Annotated in this window: 11 protein-coding genes; 1 reads left to right on the forward strand and 10 read right to left on the reverse strand. The window is 37.4% G+C overall.

The features are described from left to right. Window positions 1-68: 68 nt before the first annotated feature. Complete coding sequence (locus EJF36_RS18305; RefSeq protein WP_312028272.1) at window positions 69-1,052, forward strand: Gfo/Idh/MocA family protein; 984 nt, start codon at window positions 69-71, stop codon at window positions 1,050-1,052. A gap of 138 nt (window positions 1,053-1,190) precedes the next feature. Here EJF36_RS18305 and EJF36_RS18310 read toward each other — a convergent pair whose 3' ends face one another. The 10 genes from EJF36_RS18310 to EJF36_RS18355 all read right to left on the reverse strand — a co-directional run bounded on the left by EJF36_RS18310 (window position 1,191) and on the right by EJF36_RS18355 (window position 19,530). Further along, window positions 1,191-3,638 (reverse strand): MG2 domain-containing protein, encoded by a 2,448-nt coding sequence (locus tag EJF36_RS18310; protein ID WP_125907673.1) that lies wholly within the window; start codon window positions 3,636-3,638, stop codon window positions 1,191-1,193. Between the two features lie 106 nt (window positions 3,639-3,744). Beyond that, window positions 3,745-8,133, reverse strand: a complete 4,389-nt coding sequence (locus EJF36_RS18315) for a S8 family serine peptidase (protein WP_260471997.1) — start codon at window positions 8,131-8,133, stop codon at window positions 3,745-3,747. 545 nt (window positions 8,134-8,678) lie between these two features. Next, window positions 8,679-10,079, reverse strand: coding sequence for an undecaprenyl-phosphate glucose phosphotransferase (locus EJF36_RS18320; RefSeq protein ID WP_125907675.1), 1,401 nt, complete (start codon window positions 10,077-10,079; stop codon window positions 8,679-8,681). A 5-nt stretch (window positions 10,080-10,084) separates the two neighbouring features. Beyond that, a complete protein-coding gene (locus EJF36_RS18325; RefSeq protein ID WP_125907676.1) occupies window positions 10,085-10,963 on the reverse strand; it encodes a glycosyltransferase family 2 protein in 879 nt (292 codons plus the stop codon). Beyond that, entirely contained in the window at window positions 10,963-11,928 is a 966-nt protein-coding gene (locus EJF36_RS18330; RefSeq protein WP_125907677.1) for a glycosyltransferase family 2 protein, read from the reverse strand. The genes EJF36_RS18325 and EJF36_RS18330 overlap by 1 nt, the downstream gene beginning before the upstream one ends. After that, window positions 11,891-12,772 (reverse strand): dTDP-4-dehydrorhamnose reductase, encoded by an 882-nt coding sequence (gene rfbD / locus EJF36_RS18335; protein WP_125907678.1) that lies wholly within the window; start codon window positions 12,770-12,772, stop codon window positions 11,891-11,893. Before rfbD ends, EJF36_RS18330 begins: the two co-directional genes overlap by 38 nt. A gap of 3 nt (window positions 12,773-12,775) precedes the next feature. Then, window positions 12,776-13,795 (reverse strand): dTDP-glucose 4,6-dehydratase, encoded by a 1,020-nt coding sequence (gene rfbB, locus EJF36_RS18340; protein WP_125907679.1) that lies wholly within the window; start codon window positions 13,793-13,795, stop codon window positions 12,776-12,778. An 11-nt stretch (window positions 13,796-13,806) separates the two neighbouring features. Next, window positions 13,807-14,358, reverse strand: a complete 552-nt coding sequence (gene rfbC, locus EJF36_RS18345) for a dTDP-4-dehydrorhamnose 3,5-epimerase (protein ID WP_125907680.1) — start codon at window positions 14,356-14,358, stop codon at window positions 13,807-13,809. Between the two features lie 15 nt (window positions 14,359-14,373). After that, the gene (gene rfbA, locus EJF36_RS18350) at window positions 14,374-15,258 is read right to left on the reverse strand and encodes a glucose-1-phosphate thymidylyltransferase RfbA (protein ID WP_125907681.1); all 885 of its coding nucleotides are present in this window, start codon (window positions 15,256-15,258) and stop codon (window positions 14,374-14,376) included. A gap of 111 nt (window positions 15,259-15,369) precedes the next feature. Continuing rightward, a complete protein-coding gene (locus EJF36_RS18355) occupies window positions 15,370-19,530 on the reverse strand; it encodes a glycosyltransferase family protein (RefSeq protein ID WP_125907682.1) in 4,161 nt (1,386 codons plus the stop codon). Window positions 19,531-19,535: the final 5 nt, after the last annotated feature.

The raw sequence follows: 19,535 nt of genomic DNA on the forward strand, positions 1-19,535 counted from the left end.
ACCACTCTTAAACTACCAACTCACACCTTAAGTGATATAATCTAACCAAAGACAATGAAGGAGTGAACATGATGATTAAAGTGGCCATGTTAAGCAAGTGGCATGTACATGCCGTTGACTATGCAAGAGAAGCGATGCAGCATCCAGACATAGAAATTTCAGTAATTTGGGATGAAGACAGTGCCCGAGGGGAAAGCTGGGCAGCGGAGCTTGGTGTACCGTTTGAGCCTAAACTAGAAAACGTTCTCAAAAATCCCGACATAGATGGTGTTATTGTAGATACGCCAACATCCATGCATAAGGAAGTCATCTTGGCTGCTGCACAGCACAACAAACACATATATTCCGAGAAGGTGCTAGCGTTCACAGTCGCGGATTGCGAAGAAATTTTTCAAGCAGTGGAGCAAAATGTAGTACAGCTCATGCTATCACTGCCGAGGTTAACAGAGGATTACTATTTATACGCGCAGAAAGCACTTGATGAAGGTCTAATCGGTACGCTCACGTCAATTCGCTGTCGTTGTGCTCATAACGGAGCTGTTGCCGACTGGTTACCTGAGTATTTTTACGATAAGAAGCTTTGCGGCGGTGGCGCACTCATTGACTTAGGGGCACACCCTATATATCTGTCAAACCGTCTTGCTGGTCCAGCCAAAGCAGTCACCGCTCGCTTACATACATTTTTAGATCATCTACAAGTCGATGATAACGCTGCCGTTATCGTCGAATACGAGTCAGGTGCTCTTGGCATTTTAGAAACAAGCTTCGTCTCAAACGGTAGTCCATTTCAGCTCGAGCTCTACGGCACAGACGGAACCATCATGATTGAAGATACTTCTGTAAAAATAAGAAGTACAAAGCTCTCTAATGAGAATTGGGCGACACCATCTGACATACCTGCACCAATCCCTACACCAATGGAACAGTGGGCGGATGCCATTCAAAATGGAGCAAAGCCAACCATTACAACCGATGATATGCTGAAACTTACACAAATTAACGAAGCAGCAAAGCAATCACATGAAGAAAATAGGAGAGTTGTGATTAAGTAAAAAGCTGTCGTCATGCGATAACGAATTTGCGCTGAATCACACTTATTACATATAAAAAGGGAAGCAGACCACGTCTACTTCCCTTTTTCATGTCGGCTATTGGTTAACCAATTAGCGCGTTATTGTAGTGGGAGTCTATTAAAACTCCTCTGCAATATCAAGCAAGCGATACAGCATTACTGCCGTTTGTGCTCTCGTTGCAAATTCTGCTGGAGCAAAAATCTTACCTTCTTGCTTTCCTTGAATGATGCCTAAAGAGAATGCTAATTGTACCGATTCCACAGCGTATCCGTGAATTTGAGTAGCATCTTCAAATGATAATTGTTTCATTTCAGTCTCTGCTAGAGTTGGATATTGATAGTTAATCGCTCTTGCGATCATAGCCGCCATTTGTTGACGAGTGATTGGGCTATATGGATCGAATGTGCCATCATCTTTACCAGTTACAATGCCTGCATGATATGCTGCTTCAATTTCTGGTGCAGCCCAGTCCATTGTCGCAGGGACATCTGAGAATACTCCTGCGTATGCCTTTTGCGGTAAATTCAATGCGCGACTTAATAAAATCGCAAATTGTGCTCTTGTTACGTTAGCACCTGGCGCGAATACATCTACTGATTTCCCTTGGATGATATCACGTGACGCTAACACCTCGATTTGGTCCTTCGCCCAATCCCAACCTGTAATGTCAGCAAATGTTTTGTCTTGCTCAATAGCAGCATATACGGAGAAGTGATGTGTTTTGAACATCATTGTTCCATTCTCTGTCATAGTACCGCCAACATATTGCCATTCTTGCTCTTCTTCATTCCAATAGTATACAGCCGTTTTACGAGCATCTTTCACCTTTGTAGTATCAACTTTAATTTCAACGACAACAGGTTGCTCAAACTCCGTAATAAGCTTGTTAGTTAATGTGTTTGTCACCGTAAAGTCAAATACATCAGAAGTTGCCTTGTGCCCCTTCATATCATGCTCTACTTTATGTGCTGCAAAAACTAAAGAGCCATTTGCTTTTTCTAAAAGCTTTTGTAGTGTTTTCGCTGTGAAAGTTAAAGTAGCTTTTTCGCCTTCAATCGTTAAACCTTTTTGCTTCTCAACTAATTTTTGTAAAACATCCTTTTGAACATTTGCAGCTACGTTACCATCTAAAAGTTTAATCAATACATTTTTAGCTTTTTCATTATTGATTTGTGTTAATACATTACTTAAAGCAACGTCTTGCTTGCCATTATTCCCCTTATCTGGTGTCACAGGTGATGGACCTGGGACAGGATTTCCAGGAGGATTAGAACCGCCAGAGCTCTTTAATGACACCATGAACGTCGTTGTAACCTCATGATCTAACGCTGTTACTTTTACTGTGTATGAACCAACTGTTGCATCACTTGCTAGCTCATACTCATATTCATAGTTCCCGTCATCATCTGTTTGTACAGTAACGACTTTAAGAGGCTCACCATTTTTCTCCACGGTCACTTTGACATTCGCCGAAGTTACGGCACTACCACCTTGTGATACCTCACCTGTAATAGTAACTGTGTCACCCTGGTCATACTTGTCACTATCAGTTGAAACGGTAACTTGCTTGTCTAAAGTTTGCTCAGTAACAGTAAAAGTAGATTCTTTTGTTTCTTCTCCAGTTACTAGCTTAACAGTATACGTACCTAGCTTAGCATCATCATTTAATGTGAAAAAGATAGAAATTGTTCCATCCGCTTCAACCTCATCCTCTGACCACTGCCAGTTGAATATGCTTGTGCCACGTGGATCGATAACTGATAATCTAGGGTTTAATTGCGGAGCAGGTTCACCATCTTGAAGAACCTTTCCACTAATCGTTACTTTATCACCTTGTTCATACGTATTTTTATCAGTTAATATAAAACCTTCTTCTGGAGTCGTACCTTCAGATACGTTGAAAGTCACGTTTTCTGACTCTTCCCCAGCTACTAACGTTACTTTGTAATTGCCTACCACAGCGTCTTCATTCAAAGTAAAAGAAGTAGAGAATGATCCATCTTCCTTAGCTTCAGCTTCAGACCATTGCCAGTTAAATATACTGGATCCATTTGGTGCCTTTACAGTAACTGTCGGATTCAACTGAGGAGCTGGTTGACCATCACGCAGAACTGTTCCATTAATAGTAACTTTTTCTCCTTGTACATAAGATTGCTTATCAGTAGAAACCGTTACAACATTTACTTCTTTTGCTTCAACAACCGTGAAGGTCGTTGTTTCAGTAGTTTCAGCAGCCACTATTGTTACCGTGTATTCCCCTAGTGCTGCATCATCATTTAATGTGAAAAAGGTAGAGATAGAGCCATCTTCTTCCACCTCTTCTTCAGACCATTGCCAGTTAAAAACACTTGAACTATTCGGGGCCTTTACTGATAATCTAGGATTTAACTCAGGAGCTGGCTGTCCATCTTGAAAAACAGATCCACTTATTGTTACTTTTTCTCCTGGAAGATATGTGTCCGCATCAGTGGAGACTGTTAAAGATGTAGATGCTGCAAAAGCTGGAATAACAGAAGAGAAGATTAGAGATATCATGGTTAAACATATAAATATGCGCTTCTTCATTTGTGGACTCCTTTCATAACATAAAGCTGGAAGATATGTACACCGTCTTTTTAAAAAAATCAAGGGAGAGGGAATGACTCCCCTCCCTTGCGTACTAATTAGGTGATTATTCTATAGTGAAAGTAACCTCACCTTTGCTTGCTGCTGACAGTGGATTCATATCCCAACCAGTCCAAACAAATACATCGATATAATACTCACCTTCAGCTAAACCATCTAGTAGTAATTCCATACCGAGACCGTTTGAACCATCAGCATTTAACATACTCATTGTTAAGAAGGATTTACCTACTACTCTATTATCCTCATCACGAACTTGGATGATTAACATTGGATTTGCAATATGAGTAGACTCAAGGTTCTTCACTGTTGCAGAAATGTTTGCAACATCGCCTTCTGCGAATACGCTTTGTGCTTCACCATTGCCGTTTAATACGTCAATAGATTCAATCATTGTTGAATAGTTATACACGTTAAATGATTTAACGTCTGTATCTAACAATTCACCATTCATATCTAATGCATTCACTGTAACAGTGTATAAACCATTAGATGCATATTTATCTACTGCATATTCTGCAGTAAATGTATCGCCTTCACTAGTCCACTCAGCCACTACTTCATCAGATGGAGATGTAACAGTTACGTTCCATTCTACCGCTCCGTTAGCTGCTGCTGTAATAACAGTTGGACGGTTCATGCTTACATATTCAGACGGCTCAACCGTGAATGAAGTAATACCAGTAGTAGGTGGCTCTTCGCCTCTCCATACTTTTACAACTTCTTGTGTCACGTTACCGCCTAAATCTTCAAGTGTTAATAAGAACGTGTTTAGACCCATTTTTAAGTCTAATGTACGAGTAAGAGTTTCCGTAAAGCCATCCATTACAAGTGGCTCGTTAAATGGATTACCATACTCATAGTTATCATCGATATAGAAATCGATTTGACGATAGTTATCTTCTAAAGTAACACTTAATTCAAATGAACCTTGATCTCCTGGCACCCACTGAGGAGCGTCATTTACTGTAATCGTACCTGGAGTTGAGTCGATGAAAATATGACGCGCAATTTCAATTGCGTTGCCTTGTTCATCTGTTGCTCCAATTAGTACTTCATACTTACCATCTTGCTCATACGTTAATGTTGTGCTAAATACATACTCGCCAAGGTCTGGATTAAATCCAACTGGCACTGATTTACCGTTAACAGTGATATCTGTTACTAGTGTACCATCAGCAACTGTACCTTGAACAAGTACTTCTTTAGTGTTGTAAGTACCAAATGGTGCTGGTGAAAGAACATTGATTGTTGGGATTGTGTTGTCATTTACTACAACAGTATCGCCACCAACGTTATATCCGTAGTCAACTGCTACTACATCAACAACAACTTCTTCTGCACCTGCAGGAAGTGTGTAGCTAGTTGCATCAGCATCAAGTTGTGCTACAGATTCACCATTTTCAAGTACTTCAAAGTAAGAAATACCTGATCCTTCTTCAGTAGCTGTCCACATAACTGTGTTTGTCGCATCATCGTACGTTACATCTACAGCTGGAGCAGTTACGTCCACAATGATTGGATATCTTACAAATTGTGCCTCTGCACCTGGGAAGTCAACCGTTGCTTTTACTTCATAGAAGTAATCACCTTCTGCTACTGGAGCAAAACGAACACTACCATCCCATAATCCGCCATCAATAAAGTAGTAAAGATCGCCGTTACCAGCATCAAAATAGTTTTTACGAACATCTTCTTGTTTTACAAGTGTACGTAATTTTTTACCATCACTTGCTAAAATGTTATATTCTACTTCTTTAGCGTTACGTAAGAATGTGAAGAATGGATCTAATACATCATTGAATCCATCTCCATTTGGAGATAATACATATTGATTCTCAGGGTTCGGCATGCTGAACCAAGCATCATCGAAGAAACGAGACCAAGGTCCTAAACCATATGCCCAATCTAAATCATAGAATACAGAATCTCCATCTACAGTTGGATCACCATCTAAAATAGCTGGTCTATCCCAGTCACCATAGAAACTAAGGAATGGAACTGATAAATCAGGCTTTGTTTCATGCGTTAACGTTACAAAACCTTCTACGAAGTTGTCAACTTCAACTAATCCATCAAATGATACAGTTACTACAAACGTAGTTGAACCATTAGCAGGAACCGTGATGTAATCACCATCTACGTTAGATCCTGACACATTCACTGTTGCATCAATTACTTCTGATTGTAATGCGTTGTACTCAACACCACCTGCAGTTACAACCATATCCTTCAATACTGTTGTGTCCACTTTGTACGTAACAGCTTGATCTGTATGGTTTTCTGCTTCAAGTGTAAATGTTGTAGCACTGTCCGCAATTTCAAACAACTCAACCTTCGCTTCGTTTGTTGACGGATCAACAACAGTTACTGGAGTTGATACAGCATTATATGTTTGCATCATACCAGCACCTTGCTGACGAGGTGAGAACGGAGTGCCATCTTCATGCGTAATTATCTTACCTGTGTTCATTAATAGAACTTTTGCAAGACGTGCTCTTTCTTCAGAAGATAAACCCGGGAACTCCTCTTTCAAATATTGAATAACTAGAGCTGAACCACCTGCAACATGTGGTGCTGCCATCGATGTACCACTCATAAAACCATACGTATCTTTTTGGAACGTAGAGTATATATGACCACCTGGCGCTGTAAGTTCTGGCTTAAGCTCTAAGCTTGGTGTAGTACCCCAAGATGAGAAACCTGTAACCTTTCCAACTTCTGGTCCTTCTTGAGAATTCACACCATCAACATCAACAGATAAATTGACTGATACTGTATCCTCTGTAAATAATGCTTCAAGCGCTTGACCATCTGCTTTTGAAATCTTCATAAACGGTATTAAAGCCCAGTTACCTTGATCTTTATAGAAAGGTGCTAAGCCATGGTCATACACGATGATACCAGCTGCTCCAGCTTCCATCGCATATTGTGTTTTGTCGATAAATGCCAAAGCACCACGTTGTACAAGAACAACTTTATCTTTTACATCTACCCCTTCAAAATCTTCTGGGAAGCCTAACTTTCCACCGATAGTGACTAATTCAATCTCACCTGAACCGAACGCTTCCGCCCAGTCATCTGCACCATAACCAGTAAGTTCAACTGTTGTTTCACCGTAAGTCGTTTCACTAGATGCTGGCGCTTCTTCAAGATTTAAATCCGTTAACTCAATATCCACGCTTGCCGCAGCTTCTTCGTATACTTCCTCGTACACAGCCTTTACTACAACTGGTGTTTCATATAAGTATACATAGTTACCTGAAGCAGCAACTTGAATAGTATCTTTAGATAAACCAGGAGAGCCTACTACCCCGATATCAGGATTGGCTGCTAGTGGGTTACCGTAACCATCAGCAATGTGACCAGAGTTACCAGCAGAAACAGAAACAACAAGACCGTTTTCTACTGCTTTTGTGATCCATACACTTTCTAAGCCATCGTCTGCAACGAAAGCTGCTGTGCTACCTAGACTCATGTTAATAACATCGGCACCTAACTTGATCGCCTCGTCGATAGCAACGACATAAATGTCAGTCCATGTTGAAGGATAGTTAGGGTCGTTACTGAATACTTTCATACCTAAAACTTGCGCTTCAGGTGCCACACCTTGAATACCACCGTTATTTGGATCACCGTTAGCAGCAACAGTACCTGCCACGTGCATACCATGCATAGACGCTGATGGACCTAAATCCATAATGTCATGCCCTTTGTCATAGTAGTTATACGCATACGGTACTTTTTCACTATAATACTTACCAAGTAAACCGTGTTCTGCAATTTTTTCTTCAACTTCAGCTTGAGTTAAGTACCCTTCTGAAGCACTTAAATCTGTAATGACAAAATCCTTATGGAATGGATCAGTACCGGAGTCGATAACAGCAACAATTGTACCTTCTCCTTTATATTGTGCGTCGCCCCATGTTTGTGTTGATTGAACAAATGCATGACTTTCTGTCATATCAGGTTCTGGCTGAGGACGTTCATACTGATTGCTAATATAAACGTTTTTAACTTGTGGAATTTGCTTAATTCTTTCGATATCACCGAATTTTACAGAACCGCTAAAGCCATTTGCAATAGCTGTGTAAACATTCTCTACTTGGATATCGATATTCTCAGCTTTTAGAGTATTTAAAGCATCTTCTGATTTCTTTGCAGCTTCACTTTCTAAGCTTGCCTTTGTGGACTCTGATAAATCTTTGTAGAGTGTTTTTTGGCGGGTAGCAAAATCTATTGGAGCTTCTCCCTCTAACTCAACAATAACTCGAACCTCATCGCTATCTTCAAAAGTTTGCGTGAGTAATTTCTCTTTTAAATTCTCTCTTTCTGGTAAACTAGTATTTCCACTGTTTGCAAAAGCACTGCTTCCAAACATTGCATTGGAAAATACCATTAAAAATGTTAATAAAACCGCAAGATTCTTTCTCATTTTCACTGCATTAACTCCTCCTTAATATGTAAATATGATTTGAAAAAGGATAAAATCGTAAACAATTCCCCCTTTCGACAAATTAATCATCTGAATATACAACCTTAATAAAATATTCAGATAACTCAACAAAGAATAATATACCAAACTTGTCGTAAAATTCAAAGTAATATTGTGTAAATTTTTTAAATAATTTATACTATTATATTTTTTCGGAAAAATTTTACAAAATATTACACGCTTATCCTGATAGATTTTTTGACTTCGTACGATTGCAATGTAACATGTTATTTGATAGCAGACTGATGATTTGTACTATTAGGAATCTATCATGTTGTTAGTAGATTGCTAGCAGGTGATAGCACTGATATATTTAGAGGTTGCTCGACAATATTTTTCAAGAGAAGAATTATATGCCTATCGCAGCTTAGGCATATGAATTAGCACGTACACACCTCAACATCATTGTTGCTGCTTGTTAGGGAGGTACATCCACTTTCTACAGACAAAAAAGAATCCCCTACTACCTCGAGGATTCTTTCAGTTTAATATGCATTTTTATTTATAAACCCTTTTATAAACGTGAGAATAACGATTTTTATATCAAATAATAATGTCCAATTTTCAATATAAAATATGTCATGGACAATGCGTTCCTTAATGGATGTATCACCACGCAAGCCACATACCTGAGCCCAGCCTGTAATCCCTGGTCTAACATGGTGCTTAATCATATATTTAGGGATTTCTTCTTTAAATTGATCAACGAAATGTGGCCGCTCTGGCCTTGGTCCAACCACACTCATATCACCTTTTAATACATTAAAAAACTGTGGCAACTCATCTAGGCTTGTTTTTCTTAAAAACGTGCCTAGCTTCGTTTTACGCGGGTCATCCGCGGTTGTCCAACCTGTGTTGGCAACTACTGCTGACTCGCATTTCATTGAGCGAAACTTATACATCATAAACGTCCGTCGATTCAAGCCCACCCGCTCTTGCTTGAAAATGATTGGACCTGGTGACGTCACCTTTATAGCAACAGCAACCAACAACATTATTGGCGCTGTGACGACGATAACACCTAAGGAAAACAACACATCAAACACTCTTTTGTTGATGCGGTTTCGAATCTCATCAAGTGGCACATCACGAACATTAATGATTGGTAGCTCACCAAAACTCTCAAAGTGAGGTGTTGCAGGTAAAATATCATAAAAATCCGGGATAATCGTGGCCCGAACACCTGCTTTTTCACACGTCGCCACTATACTACGATACTTACTGTATACAGCTAACGGCAACGCAATAACCACTTCATCTACAATTCTACTTTCAAGAACACTCTCTAAGTCGCTCAATTTACCCAATATCGAGATCTTTTTATCTAATTCGAACTCTTCTTTAAAATCATCTAATAATCCCACAACACGCAACCCAAATTCCGGATGCTTTTGCAAATTGTTATAGTAAGCTTCACCTAGCTTGCCTGCTCCCACTATCAACACAAACTGCTTATTATACCCTCTTCGGCGAACCTCACGTAAGGTTTGTTTTAGAGTGAGACGATATAGAGCAATCATCACCAAATTCATAGCAAAGAAGATTAATAGAAATGAGCGCGACATATGAATGTCTTTATATAAGAAAAGTAAGCTTAGTAGCATAAACATACTAAACACATGTACTTGTAAAATCTTTGCAAGCTCTATAGCAAATTTCATTTTTCGCTTTGGAGAATATAGAGAAATAGTGTATCCAATTAATAAAGAGATCCCGCCATACACTAAGCTCCAAAACCAATATGTTTCAAACGGAAGATGACCAATTGTTTCTGGAAGAAGTAAATTAAATTGAATATACCATGCCAATATGAACGCAATTTGCGAACTAATCAGGTCCGTAATCGCATATAGTTGTGTTAAAAAACGTTCTCTTCCCCGTATCATATTTATCACCTTTTGTTTTTCAAACTATTTGTTGCTAGAGCTAAACCTAATTTTAATCCAATTCCTCCGTACACAAGCCAATTCACAAGAAATGAGTATTTCTTCTCATAATGCTTTTTATGAAAAATATACATGGCTCTATGAAACTCATACACTATTTTTTTAGGCTTCTTACGACTACTTGCCCCTTTATAATGAATAATATGAGTTTTAGGATAATAATAAATATCCCAGCCTGCCTCTTTAATACGATAACACCAATCTATATCTTCACCATACATAAAAAATGTCTCATCAAGGAGGCCCACTCGATCAATCGTTTCCTTTCGAACCATCATAAAAGCACCAACAAGGCAGTCAATCGAACTTGCTTGATCAGGCTGAATATGTCCCATATGATAACGGTTGATAGATGGATTAGTAGGGAACAGCTTTGTTAGTTTACTAATGTAAAAGAAAGATGCACTAGGCGTTGGAAAGCCACGCTTACATGCCTTATCTAACTCTCCGTTCGGCAAAAGGACTTTACAGCCACTTGCCCCAATCTTTGGCTGTTCATCCATTAATTTTGTCATTATTTGTAAAGTAGCTTCATGAACTATTGTATCAGAATTCAAAAGTAAAATATAGCGACCAGTCGCAATTTTAATAGCTTGGTTATTTGCCTTAGAAAACCCAACGTTGTGATCATTTGCAATGATTTTAACTTCTGAATGTTGCTGCCTGATAGCTTCTACACTTCCGTCTGAGGACGCATTATCTACTACAAGAATCTCATATGTGTATGAGGTATTTGAACATAGCACAGAAGAAATAGCATCTATTGTTAGCTTTTTTGTATTGTAATTTACAATAATAATACTAATATCAACAAATGATTTCATTACCAAACTCCTTGAAAAAACTGATAAATAGTTTTGTAAGATACGCGTCGCTTTTTTTGAATAGCTCTTCGTTTAGAGAATAACTGTTTCCTTTGTTTCCAAATATGCGACCATGCCTCCAGTAACTCTCTTTCTTTTATGATAACATAGCCAATGCTTAATATTTCATAGAATAAAATAAAAGGAGCATGTAATATAAGGTAAAGCCATGTATCATTTTTCACGATGTAATAATAGCGATTGATATAAGAGTGGCGCCGTATTTTAAGATTCACATCTTTACGCGACTTGTCAGTGTTCCAGCCTCTCGCATGATACGCAAAAGCTGTTGACACAAACCTTGCTTGCCAACCCATTAGCTGTGCTCGCCAGCACACGTCAACGTCCTCTTTATAGGCGAAAAAGCTTTCATCAAAAAATTCACCATCTATTGAAACATCTTCAATCATAGTGCGGCGATAAAGCGCAGCTGCACCTGATACACCAAACACGTCAGCGCTGTGTTCCCAACTTGATAACTCCGTTGAATCTGCACCACGATCGAATGCTCGGCGATTCTTTTTCATCACAATACCCGTTGAATCAATCACAGTCGCTGCTTTATTTTTAAAAAGCTTACCTGTCGCCATCCCATATTCGGGGTTTTGCTCCATAAAGTGAACCAACTCACGAACATAATCCGGATGCATAACAACATCCGGATTAAGAACTAAAATATATTCTGTTTCTGACAATGCAAATCCTTGATTATGACCGCCAGCAAAGCCGTTGTTATCCGAATTAGCAACAATCTGTGCCTGGTCAGAATAAGGCTGCAACTGCTTCATCATGTCATCACTAGAAGCATTGTCTATCACACAAATACATGCAATTGGGTGTGTCTGATTATAGACAGCTTCTAAGCATGTCTCTATATCTTTACTACTATTATAGGTGACTATTTGTATTGCTACGGTTGGATTCATATTGCTTCCATTCCTTTAAAAAATGACGTAACGACTCTCTCCATGGTGGTAACGGTTTGAACCCATTTGTACGCAACGCCTGATTCCCTAATACAGAATAAGCCGGACGAGGCGCAGGTCTCGGAAAATCAGCTGTCGTCAGTGGATTCACTTTCACTTTTACGTTAGCTTCTTCAAAGATAGCTTGAGCAAAGTCATACCATGAGCATTGACCTGTGTTCGTACCATGGTAAATCCCATATTTATTGGTTTGAATTAACTCTACTAAAAATTCAGCTAAATCTTTTGTATTAGTAGGTGAACCTGTCTGGTCCGCCACTACTCCTAACTCATCACGTTCCGACGCAAGACGTAGCATTGTTTTAACAAAGTTATTGCCATATAACCCATATACCCATGCTGTCCGGACAATAAAGAACTTTGAAGATAAGCTCTTTGTTAATTCTTCACCAGCATACTTTGTATAGCCGTAGACGCCAAGCGGTGCACATTGGTCAAATTCTGAGTATGGCTTTGTTCCTTGTCCATTAAAAACATAGTCGGTGCTAATGTAAATCACTTTTGCATTGACTTGTTCCGCCGCAACGACAATATTACGAGTTCCGTTAACATTCACATCGTACGCACCGTCAGTATCTGTTTCGGCTTGATCTACTTGTGTATAGGCTGCACAATGAATAACAGCATCAGGCTGTACCTCCTCGAATCCTTTTTCCACAGCTTCTTGGTCAGTAATATCAAGCGTATCTCTATCATACGCTAATGCCTGCATATTATTTGTCTGAAGAGCTTTAACAACATCTTGCCCTAACTGTCCGTTTGCACCAGTCACTAATACTTTCATAGCTTACACACCTAATTTTTTAGAATAATGAGTTTTATAATACTCTTGGTACGTACCAGCGATGATATTGCTCCACCATTGTTCATTCTCTATATACCAGTGAACAGTTTCACCAACGCCCTGTTCAAACGTATATTTTGGTTCCCAACCAAGCTGCTCACGAATTTTAGTAGCATCAATGGCGTATCTACGGTCATGCCCTAGACGATCCTCTACATATTTAATAAGAGATTCTGGCTTTCCTAATTTGTTCAATATCGCTTTGACAACCTCTAAATTTGTGCGCTCATTGTTGCCACCCACATTATACACTTCACCATTCACACCTTTATGAAGAACAAGATCTATAGCTCGGCAATGGTCTTCTACATGCAACCAATCACGAACATTCAATCCATCACCATACACAGGAAGCTGCTTATCATGAAGAGCATTAATAATCATGAGTGGAATAAGCTTTTCAGGAAAATGATAAGGACCATAGTTATTCGAACATCTAGTAATATTGACTGGTAGTCCGAACGTTTCATGATATGCTCTAACAAGCATATCAGCACCAGCCTTACTTGCACTATATGGACTATTAGGCGCTAAAGGAGTCTCTTCCGTAAAATATCCTGTCTCCCCTAACGTTCCATATACTTCATCCGTTGATACTTGTACATATTTAGCCACATTAAATTGCTTAGCAGCATCTAGTAACACCTGCGTCCCCTGTACATTTGTCGTAACAAAAATACCAGGGTCCGTAATACTTCTATCAACATGTGATTCCGCAGCAAAATTAAGTACCGCATCAAACTGATACTCCGTAAAAATCTGCTTAATATAGTTTCGGTCAGTAATATCACCCTTCAAAAAGGTATAATTTGACGCTCCTTCAATATCGGCGAGATTCTCCAAATTCCCTGCATACGTTAAAACATCAAGATTGTATATATGATAAGTGGGATATTGATTCACCATATACCTAACAAAATTACTGCCTATAAAGCCCGCTCCGCCAGTGACGAGAAGTTTCATGCTAATGCCCCCTAAAAAGTAAAGTTATTCTCCGCTTCCTGTAATACGGGATGTTTTGTATCTTTTTCCGATAGAATCGCATGGGAAGTTGGCCAATCAATATTTAATAACGGGTCATTCCAAAGTATTCCTCTATCATGTTCAGGTGAATATAATTCATCTACCTTATAAGTTACCTCCGTATTGTCAACTAACGTACAAAATCCATGTGCAAACCCTTTAGGTACTAACAGCTGACGTTTGTTAGCCTCACTCAAGATTACACCAACCCATTGCCCGAATGTAGGAGAACCTTTACGAATATCAACTGCCACATCATAAATTGCTCCTCGAATACAACGTACTAATTTAGTTTGTGCCTTTGGCTCTAATTGATAGTGTAAACCTCTGATCGTACCAGCTGGTACAGAAAGAGAGTGATTGTCCTGAATAAAGTTATACTTTATATTGTTTTCTTCAAACACCTGTTGATTATACGTTTCCATAAAAAAACCACGGTGATCACCGAACACTTTAGGCTCAATAATCACTACACCTGGAAGTTTGGTTTCCATAACCTTCATAGCTTTTTCACCACTTTATATCATTATAGATTTTGAGCGTTTTGCTAATTTTAATAAATATTTACCGTACTCATTCTTAGCAAGAGGTTCTGCTAATGCAATTAATTGGTCAACTGTAATGTAGCCCATTCTAAATGCAATTTCCTCAATACATGCAACCTTTAAGCTTTGGCGCTTTTCAATAGTCTCAATAAATTGGGAAGCCTCTAATAACGATTCATGTGTACCTGTATCTAACCAAGCAAACCCGCGACCAAGTAATTCAACTTGCAAGTCACCAGATTCTAAATATGCTTTATTCACATCGGTAATCTCAAGCTCACCACGAGCAGAAGGCTTAATGCTCTTAGCAATATCAATTACACGGTTATCATAAAAATATAAACCTGTTACAGCAAAATTTGATTTTGGTTCGGCTGGCTTCTCCTCAATCGAAACAACTTTTCCCGTTTGATCAAAATCAACAACCCCAAAGCGTTCTGGATCATTTACATAATAACCAAACACTGTAGCACCGCTCGGACGATTAGCTGCCTTAAGCAGTAAATCTGTTAATCCGTGTCCGTAGAAAATATTATCCCCTAGTACTAACGCAACATTATCATCACCAATAAAATCTTCTCCAATAATAAAAGCTTGAGCTAGTCCATCTGGCGAAGGCTGAATAGCATAAGACAGTGTAATACCTATATCTGACCCATCACCTAACAACTCTTCAAATCTACCAATATCTTGTGGTGTTGAAATGATTAATATCTCCTTAATACCAGCAAGCATAAGAATTGAAAGAGGATAATAAATCATGGGTTTATCATAAATAGGTAGTAATTGTTTAGAAATAGTTCTTGTTAATGGATAAAGTCTCGTTCCACTTCCACCTGCTAGGATAATGCCTTTCATATTGCCATCCTTCCTTAACCATAGTATTAACACGTTTTCTAAGCAGAAAGGTGAAGAAAAGAATTCTACACCTTTCGTCATACCTTTATTGCTTAAGAAAGATTTTAGATATTAATTCTTTCTGATTAACATTTCAATTGTATCTATAAAGGTACTAACTCTATTCTCATAAGTATGAGATCTTCTCACAATATCTGAACCTCTTTTGGCTTTGATCTTTCGTTCTTCTGGATTTTCAATATAATATTCAATTAAATCACGAAGTTCTTCTTTTGTTTCATATGTTACTATTGCATCTCCAAACATATCCTCAATTCCCTCGACTTTATCTGTGATAATAAAAGCCTCGGATGCTAAACCATCAAATATCCGATTTGAAATAAAGCCCTTTTGTCTCATATCATCCCAGTGATCATTTAGTAAAATATCACACGAGCCATAGTATTTATATAGATCTGTATTAAGAATGTGTTTCCCTTTAATATACTTACGATCGATGATATTCTCCCATAATGTTCCAAAAACAGCTAACTCTCTATCTGTAGGTAACAAGTCTTTAATAATTTTTCTATAAATCTTACGTGAATTCCCTACAAATAAGAGTTGATATTTCTTAGCCTCATCTTCTGTAGGTCTACGAAATAGCTTAGGGTCTGTACATTGAAGCATTGGAGTAACAGGGACATCTGCTTTTCCTGCAATAATTTTTGCCCATTCAAAGGATGAAATAAAAACATGATCGTATTCATTATACTCTTCAATAGAAACCTTATCCGGATGCGATATATTCCACATAATATTAATATGATGACTTTTAGGCTTATATCTACTTAATCCTCTTAAAACAATAACCGTATCACATGATAAGTCTTTATCATTGTCCCACTCCGGTAACATTTGAATAATTACTTCATGCCCCTTTTTCTCAAACTGTTTCTTCAATCCTAAGGCCATATGGTAATCTCCCCACTCATGGGCAACCTCCCATTTAGGAGCAGGAACTTTTATTGCAACTTTAAGCTTGTCTTGGTGACCTAATAGAATTTCCCGAATCGTTTTAGCACGATTGTCATAAGTGTGATTTGTTAGCACAACTTCCTGCAATTTTTTGACCAACTTATTTCTTTTATTTTCGTTATTGAGATAAGTCAACAACAGATTTTCTAGTTCTTCTTTTGTTTCAAATGTCGGAAGTATCCCCTTAAAAGTTTCCTCAGCACCAAGTTTTCCATTTGTTATTACCAGAGTACCACTTGCTAAAGCATCAAATACCCTACTATTTACAGAACCATATGGTTTCGTCACTCGATTGGCATCATCAATTACTAACTTAGTTGACTTATAAAGATCCGGAATTTGCTTATAACTTAAGAAACCTTGATCATATGGTTGGAACTTTTTAATTTTGTCCCAATTTTTCCCGAAAATTTTAAAGTCATATGGTATTTTTTCAGGATTTAATAGTTGAATAATCTCCCTTGGATCATTCCAGTAACTACCAGTAAAACAATAATCGCACGATAGTAAGTCATTTTTAGTACCATTTTTAAAGCGTTCGGGATTAGTAGCAATAGGTAAAACATACACTTGTTTATTTATCTTTTTACTAACAAGCTCACTGGCATAGCTACTCGATGCAAATAAAACATCATATTTCTCAAAGCCCGGTGATTCTATCCAACGCTCAAACCAATTTCTCATCCAAGCAATTTTAACCAAGTTGTGCGGGGCATTGATAATTTTCATAGGGTTATAGGCCTCTAGAAGGGAAATCAATATATCAGTATCTTCCTCTAAGGTATACCAACTTTTCTCTCCTCTCCTAGAAACAAAATATACTGAATAGCCTAGCTTCTTGAGAGACTCTCCTAGTTCTAATGCTGTAAAGTAATCACCAGCTGTCACATTAGGTCCTACTTCTGTCACTGCTAGTGCAATCTTCAATGGTTGTTCAGTTATAATCATTTTATTATTTAATTTTTCGTTTAGAATTTGTCTTTTCAACCAATAAAACCACTTATTTTTTAGCAGATTTCTATTCTTTAGCCGCCTATCTCGAATTTCTTTTTTCAAGTCTTTCTCTTGAGTTCCAAATTCATGATGAAAAAGAACAGAAGTTGGACAGTAGATGTTTTTAAGCCCTTTTTTTATAACCTTTAGGCCGAAGTCCACATCTTCGTATCCATAGACGTATCCTTCATCTAAACCTTCTAATTCTAAATACAAATCTTTCTTTACTAATAAACAAGCTGCAGTTACAGCTGCACGCTCTCTTTTCTGATTGACTTCAGCAGCAAATGGGTCTAACCCATTACCAGTATTATACGGTTGTATAAAATCCACCGTGTTTTTGAAAGCAATACCTGTGTGTTGAACCTTCAACTCGTTTACTTTGTTAATACTATTTTTATTCTGTTTAGAATATATTAATTTTGATCCAACTGTTCCAACGCCTGGTGTTGTTTGAATTGTATTTACCATTTCCGTTAACCAACCCCAAAGTGGCTCTACATCATTATTTAATAATAAAATGTACTCACCTTTTGCTTCATTTACTGCTTTATTATTGGCTTCTGAAAATGAAGCATTATAATTATTCTTAATGAGTTTAATTGTTACTTTGGGCGTGAACTCATTGATTACTTCGAAACTATTATCATTTGAGTTATTATCAAAAATGATAATCTCAAAATTCGGATAGATGGTATTCTCCAAAATTGAAGTAAACAATCTTCTTAAATGTTCTGCACCGTTACGGTTTAATACAATTAAGGAAACCAATGGACAAGTTTCTGGTACTTTCACATCAATTTGTTGTTTATGCTTTTTTATAATCTCTTTATATACTTCTTCAGCATTAATTTTCGGTATTTGTCTACTTTTAGTTAAATTATTAGGCTTAACTGCAGTATTCTTTGTTTCCCTTAAAGTTTCATTATTTTTTTTTCTATTATTACGTTTTTTGAGACCCAGCTTCACTAATTGAATCAACTTTAAAGGAGCTTTTAAAGTATCTTTCGAAGGTCTTAATGCACTTATAACAATATCTCCTAATTGATATCGAACTGAGTTTAAATGCGTGTTTGCCGCAATTTCTGCATGCTGTGCTCTTATTAGATTATTTTTAGCCTGACCTTTTAACTCTTGTATTTGTTTAGAAAGTTTGTTTTTTTCCGTTTGAAATTCATTTAATTTTTCTTCTAAGATATATATCTCATTCTCTTTTGAATATAATTTCTCAGACACCACGGCCGTTTCTTCGAACATCGTTTTTAGTTCACCAATAGAATTATCTATGGTGTTCTGTAAAATATCTTTAATCTCTTTGTTGTTATCTAATTTCTCTTGAGTATTTTTTAATTCTTCTTCTTTTTCTTTAAATTCATCATTTAATTCTTGTAACTGGTTATTTATTGAAGATAACTCTCTTCTCAACCTTGCATTATTATCAATTAAAGTCTGGTTCTTATCGAGTTCATCTATTAGTGTACCCTTCAATTCCGTCATTTTTTCATTAACAGAATTAATTTCATTTTTTAGTCTATTATTCTCAATCATTAAAGTTATTCGTTCTTTTTCTACGACTTCAATGAGTTTTTCAGCAGTGAATAGTTTAGCAACTTGCTCTTCGCCTGAATTTATTATCACTCCAAGCCCATGTAGACCTTCTATTTTCAACAGCTTTAAATTTAGTTCAGATTCATTAATGAAATCTTCAACAGCTGTTAATACTCCGTTTTGAGGGTTGTTCTCATAGATTGCGTTATTAAGGTGACTATTAAATCCATTTTCCACCAAACTGGATGAGTCTGTAGTTATTCCTAACTTTTTGTATGGTTGTTGGTATGCTAGTGGTATATTTTCTGGATTGTAATATAAATCTCTTCTACCGTATGGCCAACCAATATCGTGAATAAGAACTAACGGGAACTTATTTTTTCCATTGAAATTTTTTTCAATTATCTTTAGTTCATTATAGACAGTGTACCAATTGTGATCTCCATCAATTAAGACAGCATCATAGTTCTCAATGAGCGGTAATGCACTTAAGCTTAATTCTTTATAAAACTTAAAGTTTGAGTATTCTTTCTCAAACTCTACTGTATCAAATAAAGGAGCAGGATCAATACAAAAAAGCTGTCCTTCTTTTTCACTAATATATTCAAGTAGTTGTTTAGTATTTTTCCCATATTGAGATCCTACCTCAACTACATCTTTCACATTATGTGCTTCAAAGATTGGTTTTATAATAACTTCCCAAAAACGATTCAAAACCT

Source organism: Bacillus sp. HMF5848, assembly GCF_003944835.1.
In the GTDB taxonomy this organism is placed as follows: domain Bacteria; phylum Bacillota; class Bacilli; order Bacillales; family HMF5848; genus HMF5848.

Coding starts and splice junctions, on each gene's coding strand:
- EJF36_RS18305 (WP_312028272.1), top strand. CDS start 69: ATGATGATTAAAGTGGCCATGTTAAGCAAGTGGCATGTACATGCCGTT.
- EJF36_RS18310 (WP_125907673.1), bottom strand. CDS start 3,638: ATGAAGAAGCGCATATTTATATGTTTAACCATGATATCTCTAATCTTC.
- EJF36_RS18315 (WP_260471997.1), bottom strand. CDS start 8,133: ATGAGAAAGAATCTTGCGGTTTTATTAACATTTTTAATGGTATTTTCC.
- EJF36_RS18320 (WP_125907675.1), bottom strand. CDS start 10,079: ATGATACGGGGAAGAGAACGTTTTTTAACACAACTATATGCGATTACG.
- EJF36_RS18325 (WP_125907676.1), bottom strand. CDS start 10,963: ATGAAATCATTTGTTGATATTAGTATTATTATTGTAAATTACAATACA.
- EJF36_RS18330 (WP_125907677.1), bottom strand. CDS start 11,928: ATGAATCCAACCGTAGCAATACAAATAGTCACCTATAATAGTAGTAAA.
- rfbD (WP_125907678.1), bottom strand. CDS start 12,772: ATGAAAGTATTAGTGACTGGTGCAAACGGACAGTTAGGGCAAGATGTT.
- rfbB (WP_125907679.1), bottom strand. CDS start 13,795: ATGAAACTTCTCGTCACTGGCGGAGCGGGCTTTATAGGCAGTAATTTT.
- rfbC (WP_125907680.1), bottom strand. CDS start 14,358: ATGAAGGTTATGGAAACCAAACTTCCAGGTGTAGTGATTATTGAGCCT.
- rfbA (WP_125907681.1), bottom strand. CDS start 15,258: ATGAAAGGCATTATCCTAGCAGGTGGAAGTGGAACGAGACTTTATCCA.